This is a genomic window from Kribbella sp. CA-247076, assembly GCF_050942445.1.
In the GTDB taxonomy this organism is placed as follows: domain Bacteria; phylum Actinomycetota; class Actinomycetes; order Propionibacteriales; family Kribbellaceae; genus Kribbella.
In genome coordinates this window covers 424,304-444,060 of the sequence record NZ_CP192051.1, presented here as the reverse complement: position 1 = coordinate 444,060, position 19,757 = coordinate 424,304, and the positions used below count along the sequence as shown (strand labels likewise).

Here is a 19,757-nt window from a genome sequence, read left to right as displayed (position 1 = left end):
GACGACGTGACCGTACGCCAGCATCGGGGGTGGACCGTGAAAGGACAGGTTCCGCGGGCCCGGCACCGTGGCCGGCGTAGTCGGTGATCCGGTGGGCGGAGTACACCGGGCGGCCGTTGTACGGCGGGTGAGTACGCTGGCGCGGGTGACGGTCGGGGAAGAGCGACAGCTGCAGGTCATCGAGCGCGCCCGCGCCGTCCTGCCGGAGGACGAGCGGATCCTCGGCGTCTACCTGGTCGGCAGCTACGGGACGGGCGAGGCGGACAGGTTCAGCGATGTCGACGTGCATTGCGTGGTGACCGACGAGAGCCTGCCGTGGTTCGAGGAGAACTGGCCCGATGTACTGCGCCTGCTGACTGGACCGACCGTGCTGACCGACCGCGTGCCGGGGCTCGTCGGTGGGTTGGGGATCACGCCGGACTGGTTGCATGTTGATCTCTTCTGCCATCCACTCAACTCCTTCGATCGCCATCAGTACGACGGAATCCGCGTCCTCTTCGACCGCGACGGCACGCTGTTTCCGGACGGCGACATCGCACGTACGGGCGGCCGACCCGGAGCGCCGTACTGGCCGGAGACGGTGGTCAACCTCTTCTTCTACTTCCTGGGGAATCTGGTCACCGTGCTCGGCCGGGACGAGCGGATCGTCGCCAACCAGGGCGTCGGCGCGCTCCGCGACCAGCTAATCGCGTTGATGCTCGCTGAGCGCGGCGTACGACGGACCGGTGGAGCGAAGCGGCTGAACGCCCTGCTCTCGGACGAACAACGCGCCACCCTCGAGGCGATCCCGGCAGCCGGCTCCGACCCGGCCGACGTCATCAAGGCGAACCAGTACCTGTGCCGTGAGTTCATCCGCCGCGGAACCGCCTTGGCCGAGCAGACGGGCGAGCATTGGCCGACCGAGTTCGTCGACGCGACGCTGACCCATCTGCGGCAGCACTTCGGCGAGGACTTCGGCTGACCTACTCAAGTCGGTAGTCGGCGAACCGGCTGCGGAGGTCCTTCTTCGAGAACTTCCCGACCGATGTCTTCGGAACCTCCTCAATGAACTCGACCGCATCCGGAAGCCACCACTTCGCCACCCGGGGCTTCAAGTACTCCAGAATCTCTTCACCGGTAGCGCTTTCGCCTTCCTGCAGGACGACACAGGCCAGCGGACGCTCGTCCCACTTGGGGTGCGGTACGCCGATCACCGCGGCCTCCTTGACCGCCGGATGAGCCATCAACAGGTTCTCCAGCTCGACCGAGCTGATCCACTCCCCGCCGGACTTCACCAGGTCCTTCGTCCGGTCGACAAGTCGCACCGAGCCGAACTCGTCGATCGCGGCCACGTCACCGGTCTTCATCCAGCCGTCTTCCGTGCTGAGCTGGACGCCTTCGTCGGGCCGGTAGTACTCCGCCGCGATCCACGGACCGCGCACCTGCAGCTCACCGGTCGCCTCGTCGTCCCACGGCAACGGCGTGATCGACCCGGGCTCGACGATCCGCACCTCGACGCCCGGCAACGGCTGTCCCTGCCGGGCCCGGAGACGCGCCTTCTTGTCCTCGGGAAGCTCCTCGTACCGCGCCGGAACGTGCGCCGCCGTCGCCACCGGACTCGTCTCCGTCATGCCCCAGGCCTGCAGGATCGGCCGGCCGAGCTTCTCCCGGAACGCCTCCGACAGCGCCATCGGTACGGCGGACCCACCACACGGCACCCGCCGTAGTTTGGGCAACTCGACGCCGTCATCGAGCAACGGCAGAAGCCCCTGCCAGATCGTCGGCACGCCCGCGGCCAACGTGACCTCCTGCTCCTGCAGCAGCTTGAGGATCCCCTGCGGAGACATGTCCGGGCCCGGGAACACCAGCGACGCGCCGGCCATCGGAGCCGCATGCGCCAGACCCCACGCATTCGCATGGAACATCGGCACGACCGGCATCACGGTGTCGGTCTCGTTCAGCCCGATCCCGGCGTTCGTGAGCACACCCATCGAGTGCAGCCAGGTGGACCGGTGCGAGTACACCACGCCCTTCGGATTGCCCGTCGTCCCGCTCGTGTAGCACATAGCTGCCGCTTGGTTCTCGTCCTCGACGCGGAACTCGGCCGGCTCCGCCGCGGCGAGCAGCTGCTCGTAGTCATGGAACCGTGGATCGTCCGGCACCTCCGCCCCGGACGCCCCGGCCGGCAGATCGTCCATCACCACGACGTGCCGGAGCAGCGGCAACCGGTCGAGCAGTGGAAGGAAGAGCCCGAGCAGCGACCGGTCGACGAAGACCACCTCGTCCTCGGCGTGGTTCGCGATGTAGACGACCTGGTCGGGGAAGAGCCGGATGTTCAACGTGTGCAGGACTCTGCCGGTGCAGGGCGCGGCGAAGTACAGCTCGAGGTGACGCGCCGAGTTCCACGCGAAGGTCGCCACCCGGCCGTCCGCGCTGATCCCGAGCGCGTCCAGCACGCCACCTAGTCGTCTGGTCCGCGCGGCCCACTCGGCGTACGTCAGCGTCGACGGCGCCGGACCGCCGGTATGCACGGTCTTGTCCGGGTAGAACTGCTCCGCCCGGCGGAAGATGGTGTCCAGGGACAGCTGGTAGTCCTGCATCAGACCCTTCATGCCGACACTCTGCCAGCCGTGAATGGCCTTGACCATGACCTCAACCGGACTTCGTCCGGCACATTCGGCAGGCGTCAGAGCGCCAGTGGCATCGCCCGTTTGTGGGCGGTCCGGCGGTGCGCCGCGATGATCGTGGCGGCCACCCGTTCGCTGACCTCGCGGCCCTCGAGGAAGTCGTCGATCTCCTCGTAGGTGACACCCAGCGCGACCTCGTCGGGGATGCCCGGCTTGTTGGTCTCCAGGTCGGCGGTCGGCACCTTGCCGGTGAGCTCGTCGGACGCGCCGAGCCGCGAGCCGATCGCCCGGACGCGCCGCTTGGTCAGCCCGGACAGCGGGGTCAGGTCGCACGCGCCGTCGCCGTACTTGGTGTAGAACCCCATCACCGCCTCGGCCGCGTGGTCGGTCCCGACGACGAGCCCGCCGCGCGCGCCGGCGACGACGTACTGCGCGATCATCCGCTGCCGTGCCTTGATGTTGCCGACGTGGAAGTCCTCGCGGTCGCCGCCGAGCCCCGCGTGCCGCACCGACTCGACCATCGCGTCGGTGGCCGGCTTCACGTCGACCACGAGGGTCTCGTCCGGCTTGATGAACTCGAGCGACCGCTGCGCGTCCGCCTCGTCCACCTGGACGCCGTACGGCAGCCGCATCGCGACGAACGTCGCCTGACCGCCTTCGGCCCGGACCCGCTCGACCGCGAGCTGGCACAGGCGTCCCGCCGTACCGGAGTCGACGCCGCCGCTGATGCCGAGCACGTACGCCGTCGCGCCGCTGCGCCGGAGTTGGTCGGCCAGGAACTCGACCCGCCGCTCGATCTCGGTGTCCGCGTCGAAGGACGCGGGCACGCCGAGCTCGGCGATGATCAGTTCCTGCAGATAGCGGCGCTCGTCGCTCATCGGGCTCCCTCTGTCGTGGATCGGCTGCACCAGCCTAGACAGGGCCCGGACATGAGGATTCCCCGCGCACCCGGAAGAGCTCACTTACCCTTGCTGCCTTCCGGCCCTGGGGGAGTTGGGCGAGATACCGCCACGCGGGGAACCAGCCAGAAGTGTACGTGATCGCCCGGCCCGGCCCGAAATCCGCAGCACGTACCCTGGTTAGGTGACGAATCATCAATTCGGTCCGTTCGGGATCACCACCGGTCTTGACAGCACTCCGGAGTCCCTGGCCGCCGCGCAGGCGGCCGAGGAGCTCGGCTACCCCGCGATCTGGTTGTCCGGCGGTCCGCTGCCCGGCCTCCAGACCATCATCGACCTGATCAACTCGACCAAGTCGATCCACTTCGTCAGCGGCATCCTCTCCGTCGACCAGTACAGTGCCGCGGACGTCAGTACGACGTACGCCGCGCTGGAGTCGACCGCCCCGGGCCGGTTCACGGTCGGTCTCGGCGGTGCGCGCGGGCCGAAGCCGTTCGCCACGCTCACCACGTACCTCGACGAGGTCGACGTACCACTCGAGCGTCGAGTGCTCGCGGCGCTCGGTCCGCGGATGCTGGAGCTCGCTCGGGAGCGGACGGCCGGTGCGTACCCGTTCCTGACCACAGCGACGTACACCGCCGAGGCACGGAAGGTGCTCGGTCCGGACAAGCTGCTTGCGGTCAGCCACCTGGTCGTCGTGGAGACCGACGCGGACCGGGCGCGGGCGATCGCGCGCGACACGATCGGGTTCTTCCCGCAGCTCCCGTCGTACGCCGCCTCGCTCGAGCGGCAGGGGTTCAGTCCGAAGGACCAGGCCGAGCTGCCCGATCACATGGTCGACGCGCTGGCCGCGTGGGGTACGCCGGCCGACATCAAGGCGAAGCTGAGCGAGCACCTCGACGCCGGCGCCGATCACGTCGCGGTGAACGTGATCACCGGCGTGACCGGACCGCAGCCCATCGAGCAGTGGCGGACGCTGGCGGGCACTCTGCTCAGCTGAGTTCCAGGTCGTCGATGCTGCCGGACATGATCGCGCGGACGTTCGCGGTGACCCGGTCGACCGGCCAGTCCCACCACGCGATCGCCTGCAGCCTGGCGATGTCCGCCGCAGGGAACCGGGTGCGGATCAGCTTCGCCGGGTTGCCGCCGACGATCCCGTACGGCGGTACGTCGTCCACCACGACCGCCCCGGACGCGACGATCGCGCCGTCCCCGATCGTCACGCCGGGCATGACCAGGCTGCGGTACCCGAACCACACGTCGTTCCCGACCACCGTGTCGCCACGGCCCGGCAGCCCGGTGATCAGGTCGAAGTTCTCTGCCCACGCGCCGCCCATGATTGGGAACGGGAACGTTGACGGACCGTCCATCCGGTGGTTCGCGCCGTTCATGATGAACGTGGTGCCCTCGCCGAGAGCGCAGTACTTGCCGATGCGGAGCTTCTCGGGGCCGTAGTGGTAGAGCACGTTCGTGGTCTCGAACGCGGTCGGGTCCTTGGGGTCGTCGTAGTACGAATAGTCCCCGACGTCGATGAGCGGTGACGTCACCACCGCCTTCAGTAGGACCACGCGCTCGGCCTCGGGCATCGGGTGTACGACGTTCGGGTCGGTGGCGTCCATGCCGACGACCCTAGACGAGCAGGCCGACCACCAGCAGCACAATCAGGGCCGCCGCGATCAGGACGGCGGTGCGGTTGCTCGCGAAGCGCCGCAGCGCTATGGCGAGGGGTCCGATCGGTTTCATCGTCGCTCCAATCTCTTACGTGCTTGTCGGGTGAAGAGCAGAAATCCGAACGCCGCGAGCGCGATTGGCAATCCGAGAAGGCCTCGGCCGGCGAGTGCGAGCCCCGCGGCGAGGAGGACCGCGAAGGCCGCGGCGATCCAGCCGGCGATGACGCGGTCCTTGGCGAACAGGCTGCCGCGGCGGCGGAGGGCGCGTGTCGCTTGGCCGATGGTCAGCAGGCCGATGGCGATGATCGCCGCGAAACCGGCCTGTGTCCTAGCGGGGAGGTCGTCCTCGGTCAGCCAGAGGGCAGCGATGAGCGCGACGACGGCCGCCGCGCCGGACAGTTGAACCAGCGAGCGGACCCGTCGGCGCAGCGACAGCGCGTCCTGCAATCCTGCGATCGTCTCCTCGGCCGAGATCACGGCTCCACTCCTTCCCTGATCAGCCGGCGCGCTCGGTGGAGGCGCGACTTCACCGTCCCGACGGGTACTCCGAGCACCTCGGCGCACTCCTCCAGACTCAGGTCCTCCAGGTGGAACAACACGAGCACGTCCCGCTCGACCACGGGTACCTTGTCGACCAGGCGCCGTACGTCGACCCGGTCGACCACGTGGTCCGCCAGGTCCGGTTCGTCGTACGCCGGTGGCGGCGGGTCGGCGTACTTGTCCCGGAGCTGGTTGACGACACTGCGACGAGCGATGGTGAACAGCCAGGCGGCAAACCGCTCCGGCTCCTTCAGGCGAGGCAGTCCGCGTACGACGGCCAGCCAGACCTCCTGCGAGACGTCGTCGGCCAGGTCGTCGCGGCCGAGCATCCGCCGTACGTAGCCCCACACCGGCTCGTGCCAACCCCGGACCAGCTCGGCGACCGCCTCCCGCTCGCCCAACTGCGCCCGCACCACCACCGCCACCCATTCCGGCTCCACACTCACCTCCTGCCCGTACAGTCGCCAGAGCCGCCTGCCAGGTTCACGGGCCCGATTTCAGGTTCGTCAGCCCTCTCGCGTATCCTCTCCGCTTGGAGGATTCGCCTAGAGGCCTAGGGCGCACGCTTGGAAAGCGTGTTGGGGGCAACCCCTCACGAGTTCGAATCTCGTATCCTCCGCCAGTCTCTCGGTATGAAGAAACCGCAGGTCAGAGCACGGTTTCAGACTCTCGGAGAGCAGACAACAGCCGGGGCGGCTCCCACATCTGGGAGCCGCCCCGGAGTCGTTTGGTCTCAGTTTTGGTCTCAGTTGTTCTCTCGGCCGGTACCGCGACGCCGGCCGTGCCATCGTCCGGCCGATCGTCGCCCGGTTCCCAGAGCAGCCCTCCTAGACGCTGGGCGATGTCTCGTCGGATCGGGTCCGTCATGTGCTGATACCGGGCAGCCATTGCTGTCGAGGACCAGCCCATCACTCCCATTGCAGCTCGCTCAGGAACCCCCAGGGCGAGAAGCATCGTCGCGGCGGTGTGTCGTGCGTCGTGTAGTCGCGACTCGCGGACAGCAGCACGCCGTAGGAGTGCCTTCCATTCGTGGTGGTCGGTGTTGGGATTCAGCGGCTCGCCGGTCGTGCTGGCGAAGACCCAGTCACCATCGGTCCAGAGCTGGCGCGCCCGTTGTCGTTCTGCGTCCTGCGCAGCTCGGTGGTCGCGAAGCAGCGAGACAAGCTGATCCGGCAGTCCGATAGTGCGTTTCCCCGCGCGGCTCTTGGTCTCGCCGATCAGAGGATTGATCCTGACTTTCTGTGGGCAGAAGCCGGGGTTTCGTCCGCTCCGGTCGCGGCATCCGTGTCCGTAGATCGGCCGGAGCGCCGTCCATTTCACACGCAATTGCTTGGTGTCGAGGTCGACGTCAGCCCAGCGAAGCGCTAGTGTCGCGTGTAGTTAGTTGATTTACGGTTGGTGTACGTCAGGATGGGGGCATGGCGAATCGACCTGCTGCTGCGCTGACTCTTCGTGAGGGTGATCGGGAGCGGTTGGTGCGGATGGCTCGGTCGTCGTCGGGTCGGGCGGGTCTGGCGCAGCGGGCGCGGATCGTGCTGCTGGCGGCCGATGGTGAGGCCAATACGGCTATCGCGCAGCGGGTGGGGGTCTCGCGGCCGACGGTGATTGGCTGGCGGGAGCGGTACGCGGAGCGTGGGCTGGCAGGGCTGGATGATGAGCCGCGGTCGGGTCGGCCGCGGGTGGTCGACCATCGCAAGATCGTGGCGGAGACGCTGAAGCCGCCGCCGAAGCGGCTGGGGGTGACGCATTGGTCGAGCCGGCTGCTGGCCGCTCGGCTGGGGGTGAGTAATGGCACGGTGGCCAAGGCTTGGCGCGATTACGGGGTGCAGCCGTGGCGGGTGGAGACGTTCAAGTTCTCCACCGATCCCGAGCTGGTCGCCAAGGTCACCGATGTGGTCGGGTTGTATCTGGCGCCGCCGGAGAACGCGATCGTTTTGTGCGTGGACGAGAAGTCGCAGGTCCAGGCGTTGGACCGGACCCAGCCGGTCCTGCCGATGCAACCCGGGCTGGCCGAGCGGCGCACCCATGACTACGTCCGGCATGGCACTACCACGTTGTTCGCGGCCCTGGAGATCGCCACCGGCGTGGTGACCGCAGCGGTCAAGCCCCGGCACCGCCACCAGGAGTTCCTGGCCTTCCTCAAGCAGGTTGCCAAGACCTACCCCGACGACCAGTTGCACCTGGTGATGGACAACTACGCCGCCCACAAGCGCCCCGAGATCCGTACCTGGCTGGCAGCCAACCCGCGTATCCAGGTGCACTTCACCCCGACGTCCGGATCGTGGCTCAACCTGGTGGAGGTCTGGTTCGGCATCATCGAACGCCAGGCCATCCGCCGCGGCACCTTCGGCTCTGTGCGCGACCTCAACGCCAAGATCCGCGCCTTCATCGACGGCTGGAACGACCGCTGCCACCCCTTCGTCTGGACCAAGACCGCCGACCAAGTCCTCAGGAAAGCCAACCGTCAGACCACTTCAAACACGAACCACTAGCAGCCGCCCACGACCGGGAGCTGGCCGCCCGGCTTGAGAGGGCCTTGCAGGACGCCGAGTTGAAGGCGGTGGAATCTGCACTGCCTACTCCAGGCGCTGCAGAGTCGCTGGCCGCCTGCCAGAGCGGCGGCAAGCGAGTGGCGATCGTGAGCAACAACTACGCCGAAGCCGTCGTACGCTACCTCGCTCGCACCGGCCTAGCCGACCAAGTAGCCCACGTGGAGGGCCGCGATCCCTCAGACCCAACGCTAATGAAGCCCAGCCCGCACCTGATCGAGAACGCTACGAGGGCGCTCGGCGTGCCGACAGCGGCCTGCATCTTCATCGGCGACCAGACGAGCGATATGGAAGCCGGCCGCACCGCTGGCGCGCACACCGTCGGATACGCCAACAAACCCGGAAAGGATGAAGCGCTCGCTTTGGCGCGTGCCGATATCATCATTCGGGCGATGGCCGAGATAGCCGCCGCTCTGCCCTAATCCATTCGGAAATGACACCTAGCGGCTCGCTCCAACCAGACTACCGCCCCCACGCGGCCAGCTGACATCGCTAGCATCCACTGCATATGCCTCTTCAAGAAAGGCAATAGAAGCGCGATCAGCCGGCACTGCAAGCACTTGGCTTGCGACTCCGAGCGAGACGGGAATGGACTTGGCTATGTCGGCTAGCCATTCTTCAATCTTGTCGCGAACAACTGCCGCCGCCGCGCCTTCCGGCGTGTCGCTTCTCGGCAGAACCGCAAACAGCTCAAAGGTCACGAGCCCTTCGCCATTCTTTGCGTAGCGAACCATCACGTCGCGCACATAGAAGCCGAGTTTTCTACGGGACTTTTTGGTCACCTGGCTCCTCAGCGCCATGTGCAGATCGACAAAGATGCCTGGAACTGCGGGCCGATCATAGCGGAGTCCGAGCCATGTCTTCACCGCTCGTGCCGCACTCGGCATCAAGCACAACTTGTGCAGCAGATCTTTCGACGCCGCAATTAGTCGCGGAGATAGCATCATCCGCGGCGATTGAGAATCCAGATATTGCACCTGGGTAAGAAGGATTCGCTGGCTTCGAATTCCCCACATGTCCGGTGGATCTTCATGAAACACCGGGCGAACCTCGATGCAATAGTCATCCCTGTCCGCATCTGTCCACGCCAACTCGCAGTCTTGTGTGGCAATCATCCACTCACCGTGCACATCCGGCGTGGCCGCCGGTCGCCCGTCACTATCAATGCCCAATGAATAGTGTGGTAGCTCCAACTCGAAGACGCATCCTTGCTGCCACCCAAGGGACCGCAATGAGCCTTCGGCGCAATCCGGTGGCGGAGCATCCTTCATCTCGGACAATCGCTACACCCAACCATCCCCGTCGACCGGATAGGTGGCAGGAATCGAAGCAAAACTAGATCCGCCGAGCATCTCGCGATCTCCGCCTGAAACGATCGTCAAGGCTAGCCGGTAGGCGCTGTTGTACTCACCGGCCCGGAGCAGTTCCTCAACAGAATTTTGCGACGCCGGGTTGCGCTGCGAGAGGAGTTCCGCAAGGTCGCTCGCGTCCGGTCGCAGCGGTGCCAGACGTTCCAGCACGCCGTGCACCTGGCGGAGGCTCTCAATGGCCGAGGAAGACCGCGCCGAGGTGATATTCTGCGCTAGACGCGCGATGGTCGGGTGAGTGGTCCCGAGAACTGCTGCCACTCGCCTGTATGACCAATCGGTCCAATCCTGAACGTCTGCAAGCATGTCAGCGACCGTTTGCCTGCTCGGTCGCAGGTTGGTCTCGGCCTCCGAGATATGGATACGTCCTCTCATGGGGGACAGTTCGCGACTTGCGAATACGGCCGAGCCGTCAATGACCAAGGCAGGGATCAGGAACATGGGCGAATACTCGCGTCCCGGGAAGTTTGGCTCGCGGGAGGCGGCGAATAGATCTACAATTCCCCGATCACTCTGAATGAGCGCGGCGTTCCAGGCATTACAGGTGCCGGGCAGCAAATTAGTGAGATGTTCGAAATCACTCGCCATGGAAGTTAGGCGCCGTGTGGCCTGTGTATCAACCATTGGACTCCTCTCGATATCCAAATACTTCCTTACCCTTGTCCGTGAGTGTCCAATAGAAGAACGTTTCTATCTGTGAATGAAGTGCAATGTACTGTTCGACGAGCACTTCGGCGTCCCATGGTTGGTGCTCGGTTACAAACAGATCGAGATCGAGGATAAATGAGGTTTCGTCGAGAGGCTGCGGCTGACTAAGCGGCAGGACGCTGCCCTTCGGCGCGTAGCCATGCCTGATGACGCCTTCAATTTTTGACGCCCAAGCTAACGAACCACCCATGCGAGAGTTGGTCCGCGTCTCGGTAATCATGGCGGCCAGCTCGGTGTCAGGCGCCAAGAGTCCCGGGCGAGCCCACCCCAGAAGCTCTGGCTTAAACCAGTCTGTCCACTCAGTTGAACTCGCGAAGACGGGGGCGATGTTGACGTAACGGACACCGAGCCGGGTGCACCGGCTCAAGCCAGGCACCGTTGACAGCGCGACGAGGCCCTGTCTAAGTCTCTCTGCAAAAGTCCGCGCGCTCTTATACGCGCTCGGAGTGGCGGTCAATGCCGCAGCGCCGGCACTTAGTTCGAAGCTCCACCCGTCGTCCGTCTTGAAGTGCGTCACCTTGTTGGCGGTCGCTTGTGGGTTGACGCCACCCGGCCCAAAGGCAACCTGCAGCTCTTGCACGTCCACCTGCTGCATGTAGGGGAAGCTGTCGAGCAGAGCATCCTGGATGTCTGCGACGCCAGCAAGGGTGGAGAGGCGGGCGATCTGGGGGAATTGAACTTGGGTAAGCGCTTGGACCAGCGGCGGCCTATCCAGGGCGAAAGGCGCGGGTTGCTCTAGTTCCAGCACGTCTTCCTCCATCTTTCCAGCAACTTTCCAACCACTGTAGCCGTACCCAGGGCAACTGTCGCTGCTTCGTAGCCGAAGTCTCAGGAGGTTCTCAAGGCGCGCGGACCTCGTGACGCACCAGTTGGGTCTCCATCTGCCTAAGTCACACGTAAGTTCAGCGCCGTGGCTACATCCTCGCAGGTGAGAAGCCTCTTCAACTGGGTAGCAGACCGGCCGCGGGAGACTCGACATGGGTCTCATCCACCGCAGTTCGGGATCGTTCGCCAACGATCAGGGCTCACCGGAGCCGGCTGCCAAGAGGGTTCTTGAACCCAGCCAAACGGCTGATTGCGGTCGTGGAGGCGTAGTGGGGGCACCCCTCACGAGCTCGAATCTCGTTTCCTTCGTCACTCTCCGAGCGGCCAACCGACCGGCGCTCCGCTGGTCAGGGCAACATCGGGGCTCTCTCGGAGACCGAATGGAACCAGCTTGGCCGCATCAGCGACCGGGCCGGACCCTTCAGTGGTCTCAGTCTGGTCTCTGAATTGCCAATCAGGCAGCACCACGGCGTCAGTACTGACAGACGATGCTGGTGGCCGCGTTGCGCCACGGATCACGGAGCCTCCTCGCGAGCGCGGCGACTGCCGCCTGATGCGAAGAACTCTCAAGACAACGCCGGGCTCAGACGCCGCGCAGAACACCGATACTCTGAGCTGCCTACGGATGACGAAGCGGGGCGTTGTGTCCAGGCGATCAACACATGCGAGGAAGGCATCGACTGCCGGACGACCGGGGAGGAACTAGTGAAACGTCTCCTACGAGACATCATTATCAGTATCGGCGCACTAGCGTCATTTGTGGGCGTCGTGTTAGCTACCCGTCGCCCAGAACAACCTTGGACCGTATTCCAGATAGCCCTTTTCGTGACCTCTGGGCTACTGACAATTATTGCCATATGGGTAGACGTCAATGATTTTCGCGAGCGCCCGGTAAAATACTTCAAGGGACATGAAGCCATCCGACGCTACATGTACCACTGGATCAGCAATGCGAGCAGCGTGGCGATTTTCAGTCGCGATCTGAGCTGGGTTTCTACAGATGAGATGCGAAATCTTTTGCGCCAGAAAGCTCGAGATGGCGAACTGCACCTGTTCTTACCTGAAGAGATCAGGATCAGCGAGGAACTCCAAGCCCTCGGCGCCGAGGTCTACTACTACGGAAATATCGACTACGTGATCAGATCACGGTTTACGATGATCAACATCAACCGGAATGACACCCGAGTTGCAATTGGGCGCGCCCAGGACGGCAAGCATCGGGTCGAGGAATTCTCGGAGCTGACCGATCCTGCATTCAATCTGTCCCAGGATCTATTGGAAATAGTGAAGCGATACTCCCGAAGGCCTGACCGAGTTTGAATCTTAAGCCGCACAAAACCACCCCTAGGACAGTCGAGCTTGTCGCGAAGGAGTGGGACAGCCTCTCGCCGGTGCGCGATCATCAATTGCGCACCGGTCAAGACATAAGTTTTACGCACGTACTACGTCCAGCAGTTGAGAGAGCGTTGTTGGAGCCAGCACCCCGAACTCTCCTAGATGTTGGTTGCGGCAGCGGCTATTTCACCGAACTACTTGCGCCAAATTTTGAGCACACCGTTGGCATAGACCCGAGCAGGGGATCTATTGAGCTGGCAAGATCAAACTCCACAGGTCGTGTTGACTTTCGGCACGCGTCAGCCGAGACGTATTCGAGTTCTGCCACAGATCAATTCGACGCCATCTTGGCACACATGACCCTGATGGACTCACCGGATCTGGTCAGGGTACTTCGGGACATCTTCCAACTTGCGGCATCGCAGGCACATTTCATCTCTACGATCACTCACCCCTGGTTCTGGCCACGATACTGGGGATATGCCGACGCCGATTGGTTCGAGTACGAGAAGGAGATTTTCATAGAAGCTGAGTTCTCAATATCGAAATCCAATTCGGGACTCACTAGCACGCACGTTCATCGCCCGCTTGAGATGTACCACTCCGCAATGATTACCGCTGGCTTCTCAGTTGATTCGATCATCGAACCGATGCCATCTGACGAATCACGCGCTCTCTATCCGGAGGCTTGGAAGTATCCAAGGTTCCTGATGTTCGTCTGTTCCAAATGATGCCTACACGGCGACGCTGGCCAGAATTAATAGGCAAAGCGACCGCTGCGTCCTCATACCTGAATCGGAGACTGCTTCGGTGAGAGCAGATCTCTAGCCGATCGCGATGCCCCGGAGACGCGCCACCGAAGGTCGGACGGTCTCAGTTCTGGTCTCATTCACCTACGTTCGCGACCGTTCGCCGTCGCTCGACCGATGTGCCAACCAGACGTGGGAGCCGTACCTGAACTCTGCCGAACACGGCTCCAAGGAATTGGAAAGCGTGTTGGGGGCAACCCCTCACGAGTTCGAATCTCGTATCCTCCGCTGGTCCCCGGGAGTTTCCGGGTGGACGGACATCAGGTGGGTCCGGCGCTGCGGCGGTCGGCCCGTCTGTCGTTTCTGGGGATGACGGCGTTCAGCGGGTCAGGTCTTGCATGATGACGAAGGCGTCGGGGGCGTTGAAGAGGCAGGGGTGGGTGGCTTGGGTGGGGATCATGCCGCCGCCGGCAGAGAAGGGGGTGTCTTCGCGGGCTACTGGGGCGCCGTTGGGGGCGAGGATCTGGAGTTTGCCGTCGTTGCCGTAGCGGGCTGTGTAGCGGGCGGGCCAGATGAGGGGTGTGCGGGTGGCTGGGGATCGTGGGTCTGAGGGCGCCAGGTAGGGGCAGCCGTCGGCGGTGACTCGGATGATGCCGGTGCGAAGGGCTGTCATGGCGGGGTTGCCCGGCTTCCAGCCTGACGTCGGAAGCTCGAGGGTGCGCTCGGACGACGCAGCGTCAGGTGCGGGTGGGGGCGCGGGTGTCGTGCCGGGGGTGGGGCGTGGGTCGGCGGACGCGTTCAGTGCGAGGACGATCCCGGCTGTTGTCAGGGCGGCGGCCGCCGGCCAGATCCAGTGGCGGCGGAGGGTGTGCGGAACGTTCATCGTGAGCCTCCCAGCTGAGACGTCCATCCCTCAGACGCCCTGGGTGCCACGAGTTGCTGCGTTAGGAGATCAAGGCGGCGATCACTCGCATCGAACCGCTGGTGACGCGGATGCGTCGGTCCCGGAGGAGCTTCGTGTTCTCGACGGGCGGGACGAGGCGTGAGACGGGATGCAGGAGCTCCCGGACCCGGGAGCTGACGAACGGAAGGGCGTAGTACTGGTAGGCGGGGTCGATCGCGCGCACGCTGAAGCCGCCGCGGTTCAGCAGCTCGGTGATGGTGCCATGGTCGTAGTAGCTGACGTGCTCGGGGATCTTGAAGGACACCCAGCGCGGACCGGAGACCCGGGCGAGCAGGCTGCGGATGTTCGGCGTGACCAGCACGACCAACCCGCCCGGCTTGAGCAGGCGCGCGGCCGTCTCGAGGAAGGCGCCCGGCTCGGTGAGGTGCTCGATCAGGTGCGAGCCGAAGATGACGTCGTACTGCTGCTCCTGGATCTCCGGGATCTCTTCGAGCAGCCCGCAGAACACTCGACCCGGGTGGCGCTCAGCAGCCCACTTGACGGCTGCCGGCGAGAGGTCGATGCCGTAGGCGTCGTAGCCGGCATCCAGGGCGCACTTCAGGAAGTACCCGTAACCGCAGCCCACCTCGAGCACCCGTCCCGAGGGCACGAACTCGGCGATCCGCTTCACGTCTTCGCGGAAGGTCGCGAGGTACTCGAGCTCCTGGCTCTCGTACTGCGAGTAGCCCGTGTCGCCGTCGCCGCCGAAGTACGACTCCCCCTCGTAGAGCGCACGCAGGGTCTCCGGCGTCGGCGTTGGCACGAGCTGGACGAGCCCGCACTCCGGGCACTCCTCGATGCCGTACCCGTCCTTCGCCCCGCGCGGGCGGAACGGCCCACTCTTCGCGCACAGGATGCACGTTCCATCAGCCATGACTACACGTCCCCTCCGGCAGGATGCGGACTCTAGTTCGCCGTCGTTGTCAGTGGCAATGGTCAACCATCAGGGGTGCGATCACCCGGCGACACGAGGCCGGTCTCATAAGCCAGTACGACGGCCTGCGCGCGGTCGCGGAGCGACAACTTGGCGAAGATTCGGGCCACATGGGTCTTCACCGTCGCCTCGCTCAACGTGAGCTGACCGGCCAGCTCCGCGTTGGACAGGCCGTGGCCCATCAGCGTGAGCACCTCCAGCTCGCGCGGCGTCAGCACAGCCAGATCCCGATGTACGGCGGGCTGCGCAGACCCCACCGCGAACCGCTCGACCAGCCGCCGAGTGATCGACGGAGCGAGCAAGGCGTCCCCGGTGTCGACCAGCCGGACCGCCGCAGCCAGGTGCTCGGGCGTCACGTCCTTCAGCAGGAATCCGCTCGCCCCGGCCGCGAGAGCGGCGTACACGTAGCGATCCAGGTCGAACGTCGTCAGCATCAGCACGCGACAGTCCGGTGACTCGGCCAGGATCCGGCGGGTCGCCTCCAGACCGTCCATCGTCGGCATGCGGATGTCCATCAGGACGACGTCCGGCCGCAACCGCCGTACTGCCTCGACCGCTTCGCCGCCGTCGCCGGCCTCGCCGACCACCTCGATCCCGCGAGCGGTCAGGATCATCCGGAACCCGATCCGCACCAGCGCCTGGTCGTCCGCGATCACCACCCGGGGTTCCGTCACGGGCGCTCCAGCGGGATCTTCGCCCGCACCCGGAACCCGCCGCCGAGTCGCCGCCGGGCGTCGAGGTCCCCGCCGTACACGGCGACCCGTTGGCGTAGCCCGAGCAAGCCGCGGCCATCCCCGTCCGGACCGGGTGGGCGAACGCCGGACAGGACGCTCGGGCCAGTGTTGAGTACCTCGACCCGCAGAGCGTGGTCGGCGTACCGCACGGTCACCTCGGCCTTCACCCCGTCGCCGTGCTTCAGCGCGTTGGTCAGCGCCTCCTGGATGATCCGGTACGCCGTGACGTCCACGCCGGCCGGCAACGGCCGAGGCTCGCCGGAGATGCGTACGTCGACCGGCAGCCCGGCGAACGCGATCCGGTCGATCAGCGGACTCAACCGGCTCAGACTGGGCTGCGGCGACAACTCCTCGGCCGCTCCGTCGGCCGAGGGCGCGAGCAGCCCGAGCAGGTGCCGGAGCTCGGCCATCGTGTCCCGGCCGGCAGCCTCCACCGCGAGCAGCGCCGCTTCCGCGTCGGCCGGCTCGGTGGCGAGTACGTGCCGGGCGGCGCCTGCCTGGATCACCATCACGCTGACGTTGTGGCTGACGATGTCGTGCAGGTCCTGGGCGATCCGGGCGCGCTCGGCGTCGACCGCGCTCTGCGCCGCGCTCTCCCGCTCGCGCTCCAGCAACCAGCCGCGTTCCTCCAGCGCCCGGGCGTGCGCGCGCCGGGCCCGAACCAGCGCGACCGCGAGTGCCCCGGCCGCCAGGCAGGCCAGGACGAGCAGCCCGATCGTGATCACCTGTCCACTGTCCCAAACGGCCTGGGGACTCCGCATCATCCACAGGCGTACATCCCCAGGATGACGCGGTCCGGACGTTCCGCCCGCAGACTGACGTACGCCGGACGCCGGCCGACCTAGCGTGCAGCCATGACGGATGCAGCAGGCAACGAACAGGCGGTCGTCCGGCTCGACGGGGTCCGCAAGGAGTACGGCGAGTCCGTCGCGCTGGACGCGGTGTCGCTGGAGATCCGGGCCGGCGAGGCGGTCGCGGTGATGGGGCCGTCGGGCAGCGGCAAGTCGACCCTGCTGAGCATGGTCGCGGGCCTGGACCGGCCGACTGCCGGCACGGTCGTGGTCCACGGCGAGGACTTGGGCAGGCTCGACGAAAAGGGCCTGGCGCTCTACCGGCGCCGGCGGATCGGCATGATCTTCCAGTTCTTCAACCTGCTCGACGACCTGTCCGCCCTGGACAACGTCGCGTTGGCGGCCCAGCTCACCGGCACGTCCTCGGGCCAGGCCCGGAAGCGCGCGCTGGAACTCTTCGAGGAGCTCGGCATCGCGGGGCGCCGCAACACGTACCCGGCCCAACTGAGCGGTGGCGAGCGTCAGCGCGTCGCTGTCGCGCGGGCGCTGATGAACAGGCCGGCCATCCTGCTCGCCGACGAACCGACCGGCGCACTGGACACCCGTGCCGGCGAACAAGTCACGGACCTTCTGCTCGACCTCAACCAGATCGGCCAGACCCTGCTGCTCGTCACTCACGACCAGCAACTCGCCACCCGCTGCGCCAGCCGACTGATCGAAGTGGTCGACGGACAGGTCGCCCGCGAGCGCACCCTGGAGCGTACGCCGTGAGCGCCGTCTGGCCGGTGTCCCGAGCGGCAGTACGACGCCGACGCCTGCAGACCGTGGTGATCGGAGTAGTGGTCGCGCTGTCGACCACGATGATCGTGGTGGCGCTAGGCCTCCTGGCAGCCTCGTCAGGCCCCTTCGACCAGGCGTACGCGCGTCAGAGCGGTGCACACCTGGTCGCGTCGTACGACCGGAGCAAGGTCTCCGACAGCCAACTGATGACGGCCGCCAAACAGTCCCAGGTCGAGGCGGTCGCAGGACCTTTCGGCGTGGCCGCTGTGGACCTGACGACGAGCGGACGCCCGCTGCCGCTCGTGGTCGTGGGTCGCGCGGACAGTGGCGGCCCGGTCGACCGCCTCAACGTGTGGGAGGGACGCTGGGCCGAGAAGCCCGGCGAGATCGTGCTCAACCGGAACCCGGTCGATCGCGGCGGGCGAGGCGCACCCATGGTCGGGACGCAGTTCGCGGCCGGCGGGACGACGCTCACGGTGGTCGGGTTCGCCTACAGCGTGAGCGAGTCCGCGGACGCCTGGGTGGCGCCCGAGCAGATGACGGCACTGAAGCCGACCGGCAGCCAGGTGCTGTATCGCTTCACGCAGTCCGCGACCAACGCACAGGTGTCGGCCGGGCAGACCGCGGTGACTACCGGTCTGCCGTCAGGTGCCTTGCTCGGCACGCAGTCATACCTTGCGCTGCGGGCGGTTGCCACTGGTGAGCCGAACACGTTCGTGCCGTTCCTGATGGTGTTCGGGTGGCTCGGGCTGGCGGTCGCCGTGCTGATTGTCGCCAACGTGGTCAGTGGGGCGGTGGTGGCAGGCTTCAAGCACATCGGCGTGCTGAAGGCGCTCGGATTCACGCCGAGCCAGGTGATGGCGGTCTATCTGGCGATGATCTCGATCCCGGCGATCGTCGGCTGTGCACTGGGGACGGTTCTGGGCAACGTCCTCGCGGGGTCCTTGCTGGCCAGGGCCTTCGAGAACTACGGCGCTGACGGCGTACGGGTTCCGATCTGGGTGGACGTGGCCGCGCTGGTCGGCGTACCAGTGCTGGTGGCTCTTTCCGCACTGGTGCCGTCGCTGCGGGCTCGGGGTCTGTCAGCAGCCGAGGCGATCAGTGCCGGCAGCGCACCGCGGGCCGGCCGCGGGCTGCGGGCGCAGCGTTGGCTGAGCGGGACCCGGCTGCCGCGGTCCGTCAGCCTCGGGCTCGGGATGCCGTTCGCGCGGCCCGGACGGACGGCGCTGACGTTGGCGGCCGTCGTACTCGGGGTGACGAGTGTGACGTTGGCGGTCGGCCTCGGTACGTCGCTGACGAACTATCAGACCGCCGCGAGCCGAGTGGGCGCCGTGGACCTGACGATGTCCCCCGGTGTGGTGGACGAGGGACCGCAGCTCGCTCCGGAGGGCGCCGGGCCGCCGGGACCGTCCGCCAAGCTGAGCGATCCCGAGGACGAGGCGTTGCTGCGTACGACGCCCGGAGCCGCCTACGTGACGGCGAGCCGGGACCTGCCGATGCGGCTGCCCGGCACCAAGCAGGAGCTTCGCGTCAGTTTCTACCGCGGCGACTCGGACCAGGTCGGCTTCCGGGTGCTGGAAGGGCACTGGTTCGACGGACCGCGGCAGGTGGCCGTGTCCGAGCGCTTCCTGCGGCAGCGCGGCCTGTCCGTCGGGGACACGATCACGCTGCAGTGGAAGAACAAGAGCGTCCAGATGCGGATCGTCGCGAAGGCGCTCTACAACTCCAGTGAGGAGATGTTGTCCAACTGGGAGACGTTGGCGCTGATCGCACCGGACCTGCGGGCGACCATGTACGAGATCCAGCTCGAGCCGGGCACCGACCTCGACGGCTACGTGAAAGCCGTGCAGGCCGGGGATCCGGGACTGCAGGAGGTCCCCGGCCAGGATCCGGGCGCGTTCGTCGCGATCGTGCTGGCGACCGTCGTACTGCTGACGGTGATGCTCGGGACAGTGGCCGCGCTCGGTGTGTTCAACACCGTCGTCCTCAACACCCGGGAGCGGCGCCGCGACCTCGGCATGCTCAAGTCGATCGGCATGACGCCGGGCCAGGTCACGCTGATGGTGGTCACCTCGATGGCCGCTCTGGGCGCGATCGGCGGCCTGCTCGGCATCCCGTTCGGCGTGATTGCCCACCGCCTCGTCGTCCCCGCGATGGCCAACGGCGCCCAGGTCGCCGTCCCCGACTTCATGCTCGACGTCTACCCCCGCCCCCTGCTGGCCCTCTTCGTCCTCGCCGGCATCACCATCGCCGCTCTGGGCGCCTACGTGCCGGCCAGAACCGCCGCCCGGACCACCATCGCCCAGGTCCTCCACAACGAGTGATGC

At 66.0% G+C, this 19,757-nt stretch carries 21 protein-coding genes, 1 tRNA gene and 1 other RNA gene; 9 read left to right on the top strand and 14 right to left on the bottom strand.

Going from position 1 to position 19,757, the window contains the following annotated elements:
• The first annotated feature begins 145 nt into the window (after positions 1-145).
• Entirely contained in the window at positions 146-961 is an 816-nt protein-coding gene (locus tag ACQPYZ_RS02230) for a nucleotidyltransferase domain-containing protein (RefSeq protein ID WP_433164698.1), read from the top strand.
• Position 962: 1 nt separating this feature from the next.
• Here the strand turns inward: ACQPYZ_RS02230 and ACQPYZ_RS02225 are convergent, their stop codons facing one another.
• The 3 genes from ACQPYZ_RS02225 to ffs all read right to left on the bottom strand — a co-directional run bounded on the left by ACQPYZ_RS02225 (position 963) and on the right by ffs (position 3,631).
• Positions 963-2,591 carry a long-chain fatty acid--CoA ligase gene (locus tag ACQPYZ_RS02225; protein WP_433164696.1) on the bottom strand — a complete coding sequence of 543 codons (1,629 nt, stop codon included), beginning with the start codon at positions 2,589-2,591 and terminating at the stop codon, positions 963-965.
• 74 nt (positions 2,592-2,665) lie between these two features.
• Positions 2,666-3,484 carry an ammonia-dependent NAD(+) synthetase gene (nadE, locus tag ACQPYZ_RS02220; protein WP_433164695.1) on the bottom strand — a complete coding sequence of 273 codons (819 nt, stop codon included), beginning with the start codon at positions 3,482-3,484 and terminating at the stop codon, positions 2,666-2,668.
• A gap of 50 nt (positions 3,485-3,534) precedes the next feature.
• Positions 3,535-3,631: signal recognition particle sRNA small type (ffs, locus tag ACQPYZ_RS02215), an RNA gene on the bottom strand.
• A 58-nt stretch (positions 3,632-3,689) separates the two neighbouring features.
• On the opposite strand from ffs, the gene ACQPYZ_RS02210 reads away from it, so the two are divergent.
• On the top strand, positions 3,690-4,505 hold the full coding sequence (locus ACQPYZ_RS02210; protein ID WP_433164693.1) for a TIGR03620 family F420-dependent LLM class oxidoreductase: 816 nt from the start codon (positions 3,690-3,692) through the stop codon (positions 4,503-4,505).
• On the opposite strand, the gene ACQPYZ_RS02205 is transcribed toward ACQPYZ_RS02210, so the two are convergent.
• From ACQPYZ_RS02205 to ACQPYZ_RS02195, 3 genes are all read right to left on the bottom strand, one after another.
• Positions 4,498-5,124, bottom strand: coding sequence for a CatB-related O-acetyltransferase (locus ACQPYZ_RS02205; protein ID WP_433164691.1), 627 nt, complete (start codon positions 5,122-5,124; stop codon positions 4,498-4,500). The two genes, ACQPYZ_RS02210 and ACQPYZ_RS02205, sit on opposite strands and share 8 nt — an antisense overlap.
• Before the next feature lie 120 nt (positions 5,125-5,244).
• Positions 5,245-5,652, bottom strand: a complete 408-nt coding sequence (locus ACQPYZ_RS02200) for a hypothetical protein (protein WP_433164689.1) — start codon at positions 5,650-5,652, stop codon at positions 5,245-5,247.
• The gene (locus tag ACQPYZ_RS02195) at positions 5,649-6,155 is read right to left on the bottom strand and encodes an RNA polymerase sigma factor (protein WP_433164688.1); all 507 of its coding nucleotides are present in this window, start codon (positions 6,153-6,155) and stop codon (positions 5,649-5,651) included. Before ACQPYZ_RS02195 ends, ACQPYZ_RS02200 begins: the two co-directional genes overlap by 4 nt.
• Before the next feature lie 94 nt (positions 6,156-6,249).
• Here ACQPYZ_RS02195 and ACQPYZ_RS02190 point away from each other — a divergent pair.
• A tRNA-Ser gene (locus ACQPYZ_RS02190) sits at positions 6,250-6,337 on the top strand.
• A 26-nt stretch (positions 6,338-6,363) separates the two neighbouring features.
• Here ACQPYZ_RS02190 and ACQPYZ_RS02185 read toward each other — a convergent pair.
• Positions 6,364-7,035, bottom strand: a complete 672-nt coding sequence (locus ACQPYZ_RS02185) for a tyrosine-type recombinase/integrase (protein ID WP_433164686.1) — start codon at positions 7,033-7,035, stop codon at positions 6,364-6,366.
• A gap of 98 nt (positions 7,036-7,133) precedes the next feature.
• Here ACQPYZ_RS02185 and ACQPYZ_RS02180 point away from each other — a divergent pair, with 98 nt between their 5' ends.
• Positions 7,134-8,207 (top strand): IS630 family transposase, encoded by a 1,074-nt coding sequence (locus ACQPYZ_RS02180; protein ID WP_433164684.1) that lies wholly within the window; start codon positions 7,134-7,136, stop codon positions 8,205-8,207.
• Between the two features lie 44 nt (positions 8,208-8,251).
• Positions 8,252-8,686 (top strand): HAD family hydrolase, encoded by a 435-nt coding sequence (locus ACQPYZ_RS02175; protein ID WP_433164682.1) that lies wholly within the window; start codon positions 8,252-8,254, stop codon positions 8,684-8,686.
• Between the two features lie 18 nt (positions 8,687-8,704).
• Here the strand turns inward: ACQPYZ_RS02175 and ACQPYZ_RS02170 are convergent, their stop codons facing one another.
• From ACQPYZ_RS02170 to ACQPYZ_RS02160, 3 genes are all read right to left on the bottom strand, one after another.
• The gene (locus ACQPYZ_RS02170) at positions 8,705-9,379 is read right to left on the bottom strand and encodes a hypothetical protein (protein WP_433164680.1); all 675 of its coding nucleotides are present in this window, start codon (positions 9,377-9,379) and stop codon (positions 8,705-8,707) included.
• Between the two features lie 168 nt (positions 9,380-9,547).
• Positions 9,548-10,219 carry a hypothetical protein gene (locus tag ACQPYZ_RS02165; RefSeq protein ID WP_433164678.1) on the bottom strand — a complete coding sequence of 224 codons (672 nt, stop codon included), beginning with the start codon at positions 10,217-10,219 and terminating at the stop codon, positions 9,548-9,550.
• Between the two features lie 28 nt (positions 10,220-10,247).
• On the bottom strand, positions 10,248-11,099 hold the full coding sequence (locus ACQPYZ_RS02160) for a TIGR04255 family protein (protein ID WP_433164676.1): 852 nt from the start codon (positions 11,097-11,099) through the stop codon (positions 10,248-10,250).
• A 770-nt stretch (positions 11,100-11,869) separates the two neighbouring features.
• Between ACQPYZ_RS02160 and ACQPYZ_RS02155 the strand changes: the two genes are divergently transcribed.
• Positions 11,870-12,484, top strand: a complete 615-nt coding sequence (locus ACQPYZ_RS02155; RefSeq protein ID WP_433164674.1) for a hypothetical protein — start codon at positions 11,870-11,872, stop codon at positions 12,482-12,484.
• Positions 12,485-12,555: 71 nt separating this feature from the next.
• A complete protein-coding gene (locus ACQPYZ_RS02150; RefSeq protein ID WP_433164672.1) occupies positions 12,556-13,230 on the top strand; it encodes a class I SAM-dependent methyltransferase in 675 nt (224 codons plus the stop codon).
• A gap of 397 nt (positions 13,231-13,627) precedes the next feature.
• Here ACQPYZ_RS02150 and ACQPYZ_RS02145 read toward each other — a convergent pair whose 3' ends face one another.
• The 4 genes from ACQPYZ_RS02145 to ACQPYZ_RS02130 all read right to left on the bottom strand — a co-directional run bounded on the left by ACQPYZ_RS02145 (position 13,628) and on the right by ACQPYZ_RS02130 (position 16,584).
• Positions 13,628-14,131, bottom strand: a complete 504-nt coding sequence (locus ACQPYZ_RS02145) for a hypothetical protein (RefSeq protein WP_433164670.1) — start codon at positions 14,129-14,131, stop codon at positions 13,628-13,630.
• Between the two features lie 61 nt (positions 14,132-14,192).
• Positions 14,193-15,065, bottom strand: coding sequence for a class I SAM-dependent methyltransferase (locus ACQPYZ_RS02140; protein WP_433164668.1), 873 nt, complete (start codon positions 15,063-15,065; stop codon positions 14,193-14,195).
• 62 nt (positions 15,066-15,127) lie between these two features.
• Positions 15,128-15,739, bottom strand: coding sequence for a response regulator (locus tag ACQPYZ_RS02135; RefSeq protein ID WP_433169605.1), 612 nt, complete (start codon positions 15,737-15,739; stop codon positions 15,128-15,130).
• 56 nt (positions 15,740-15,795) lie between these two features.
• A complete protein-coding gene (locus tag ACQPYZ_RS02130; RefSeq protein ID WP_433164666.1) occupies positions 15,796-16,584 on the bottom strand; it encodes a sensor histidine kinase in 789 nt (262 codons plus the stop codon).
• 129 nt (positions 16,585-16,713) lie between these two features.
• On the opposite strand from ACQPYZ_RS02130, the gene ACQPYZ_RS02125 reads away from it, so the two are divergent.
• Together ACQPYZ_RS02125 and ACQPYZ_RS02120 are read left to right on the top strand one after the other, a co-directional pair.
• On the top strand, positions 16,714-17,421 hold the full coding sequence (locus ACQPYZ_RS02125; RefSeq protein WP_433164664.1) for an ABC transporter ATP-binding protein: 708 nt from the start codon (positions 16,714-16,716) through the stop codon (positions 17,419-17,421).
• Positions 17,418-19,754: an FtsX-like permease family protein gene (locus tag ACQPYZ_RS02120; protein WP_433164662.1), complete on the top strand. Its 2,337-nt coding sequence runs from the start codon at positions 17,418-17,420 to the stop codon at positions 19,752-19,754. Before ACQPYZ_RS02125 ends, ACQPYZ_RS02120 begins: the two co-directional genes overlap by 4 nt.
• Positions 19,755-19,757: the final 3 nt, after the last annotated feature.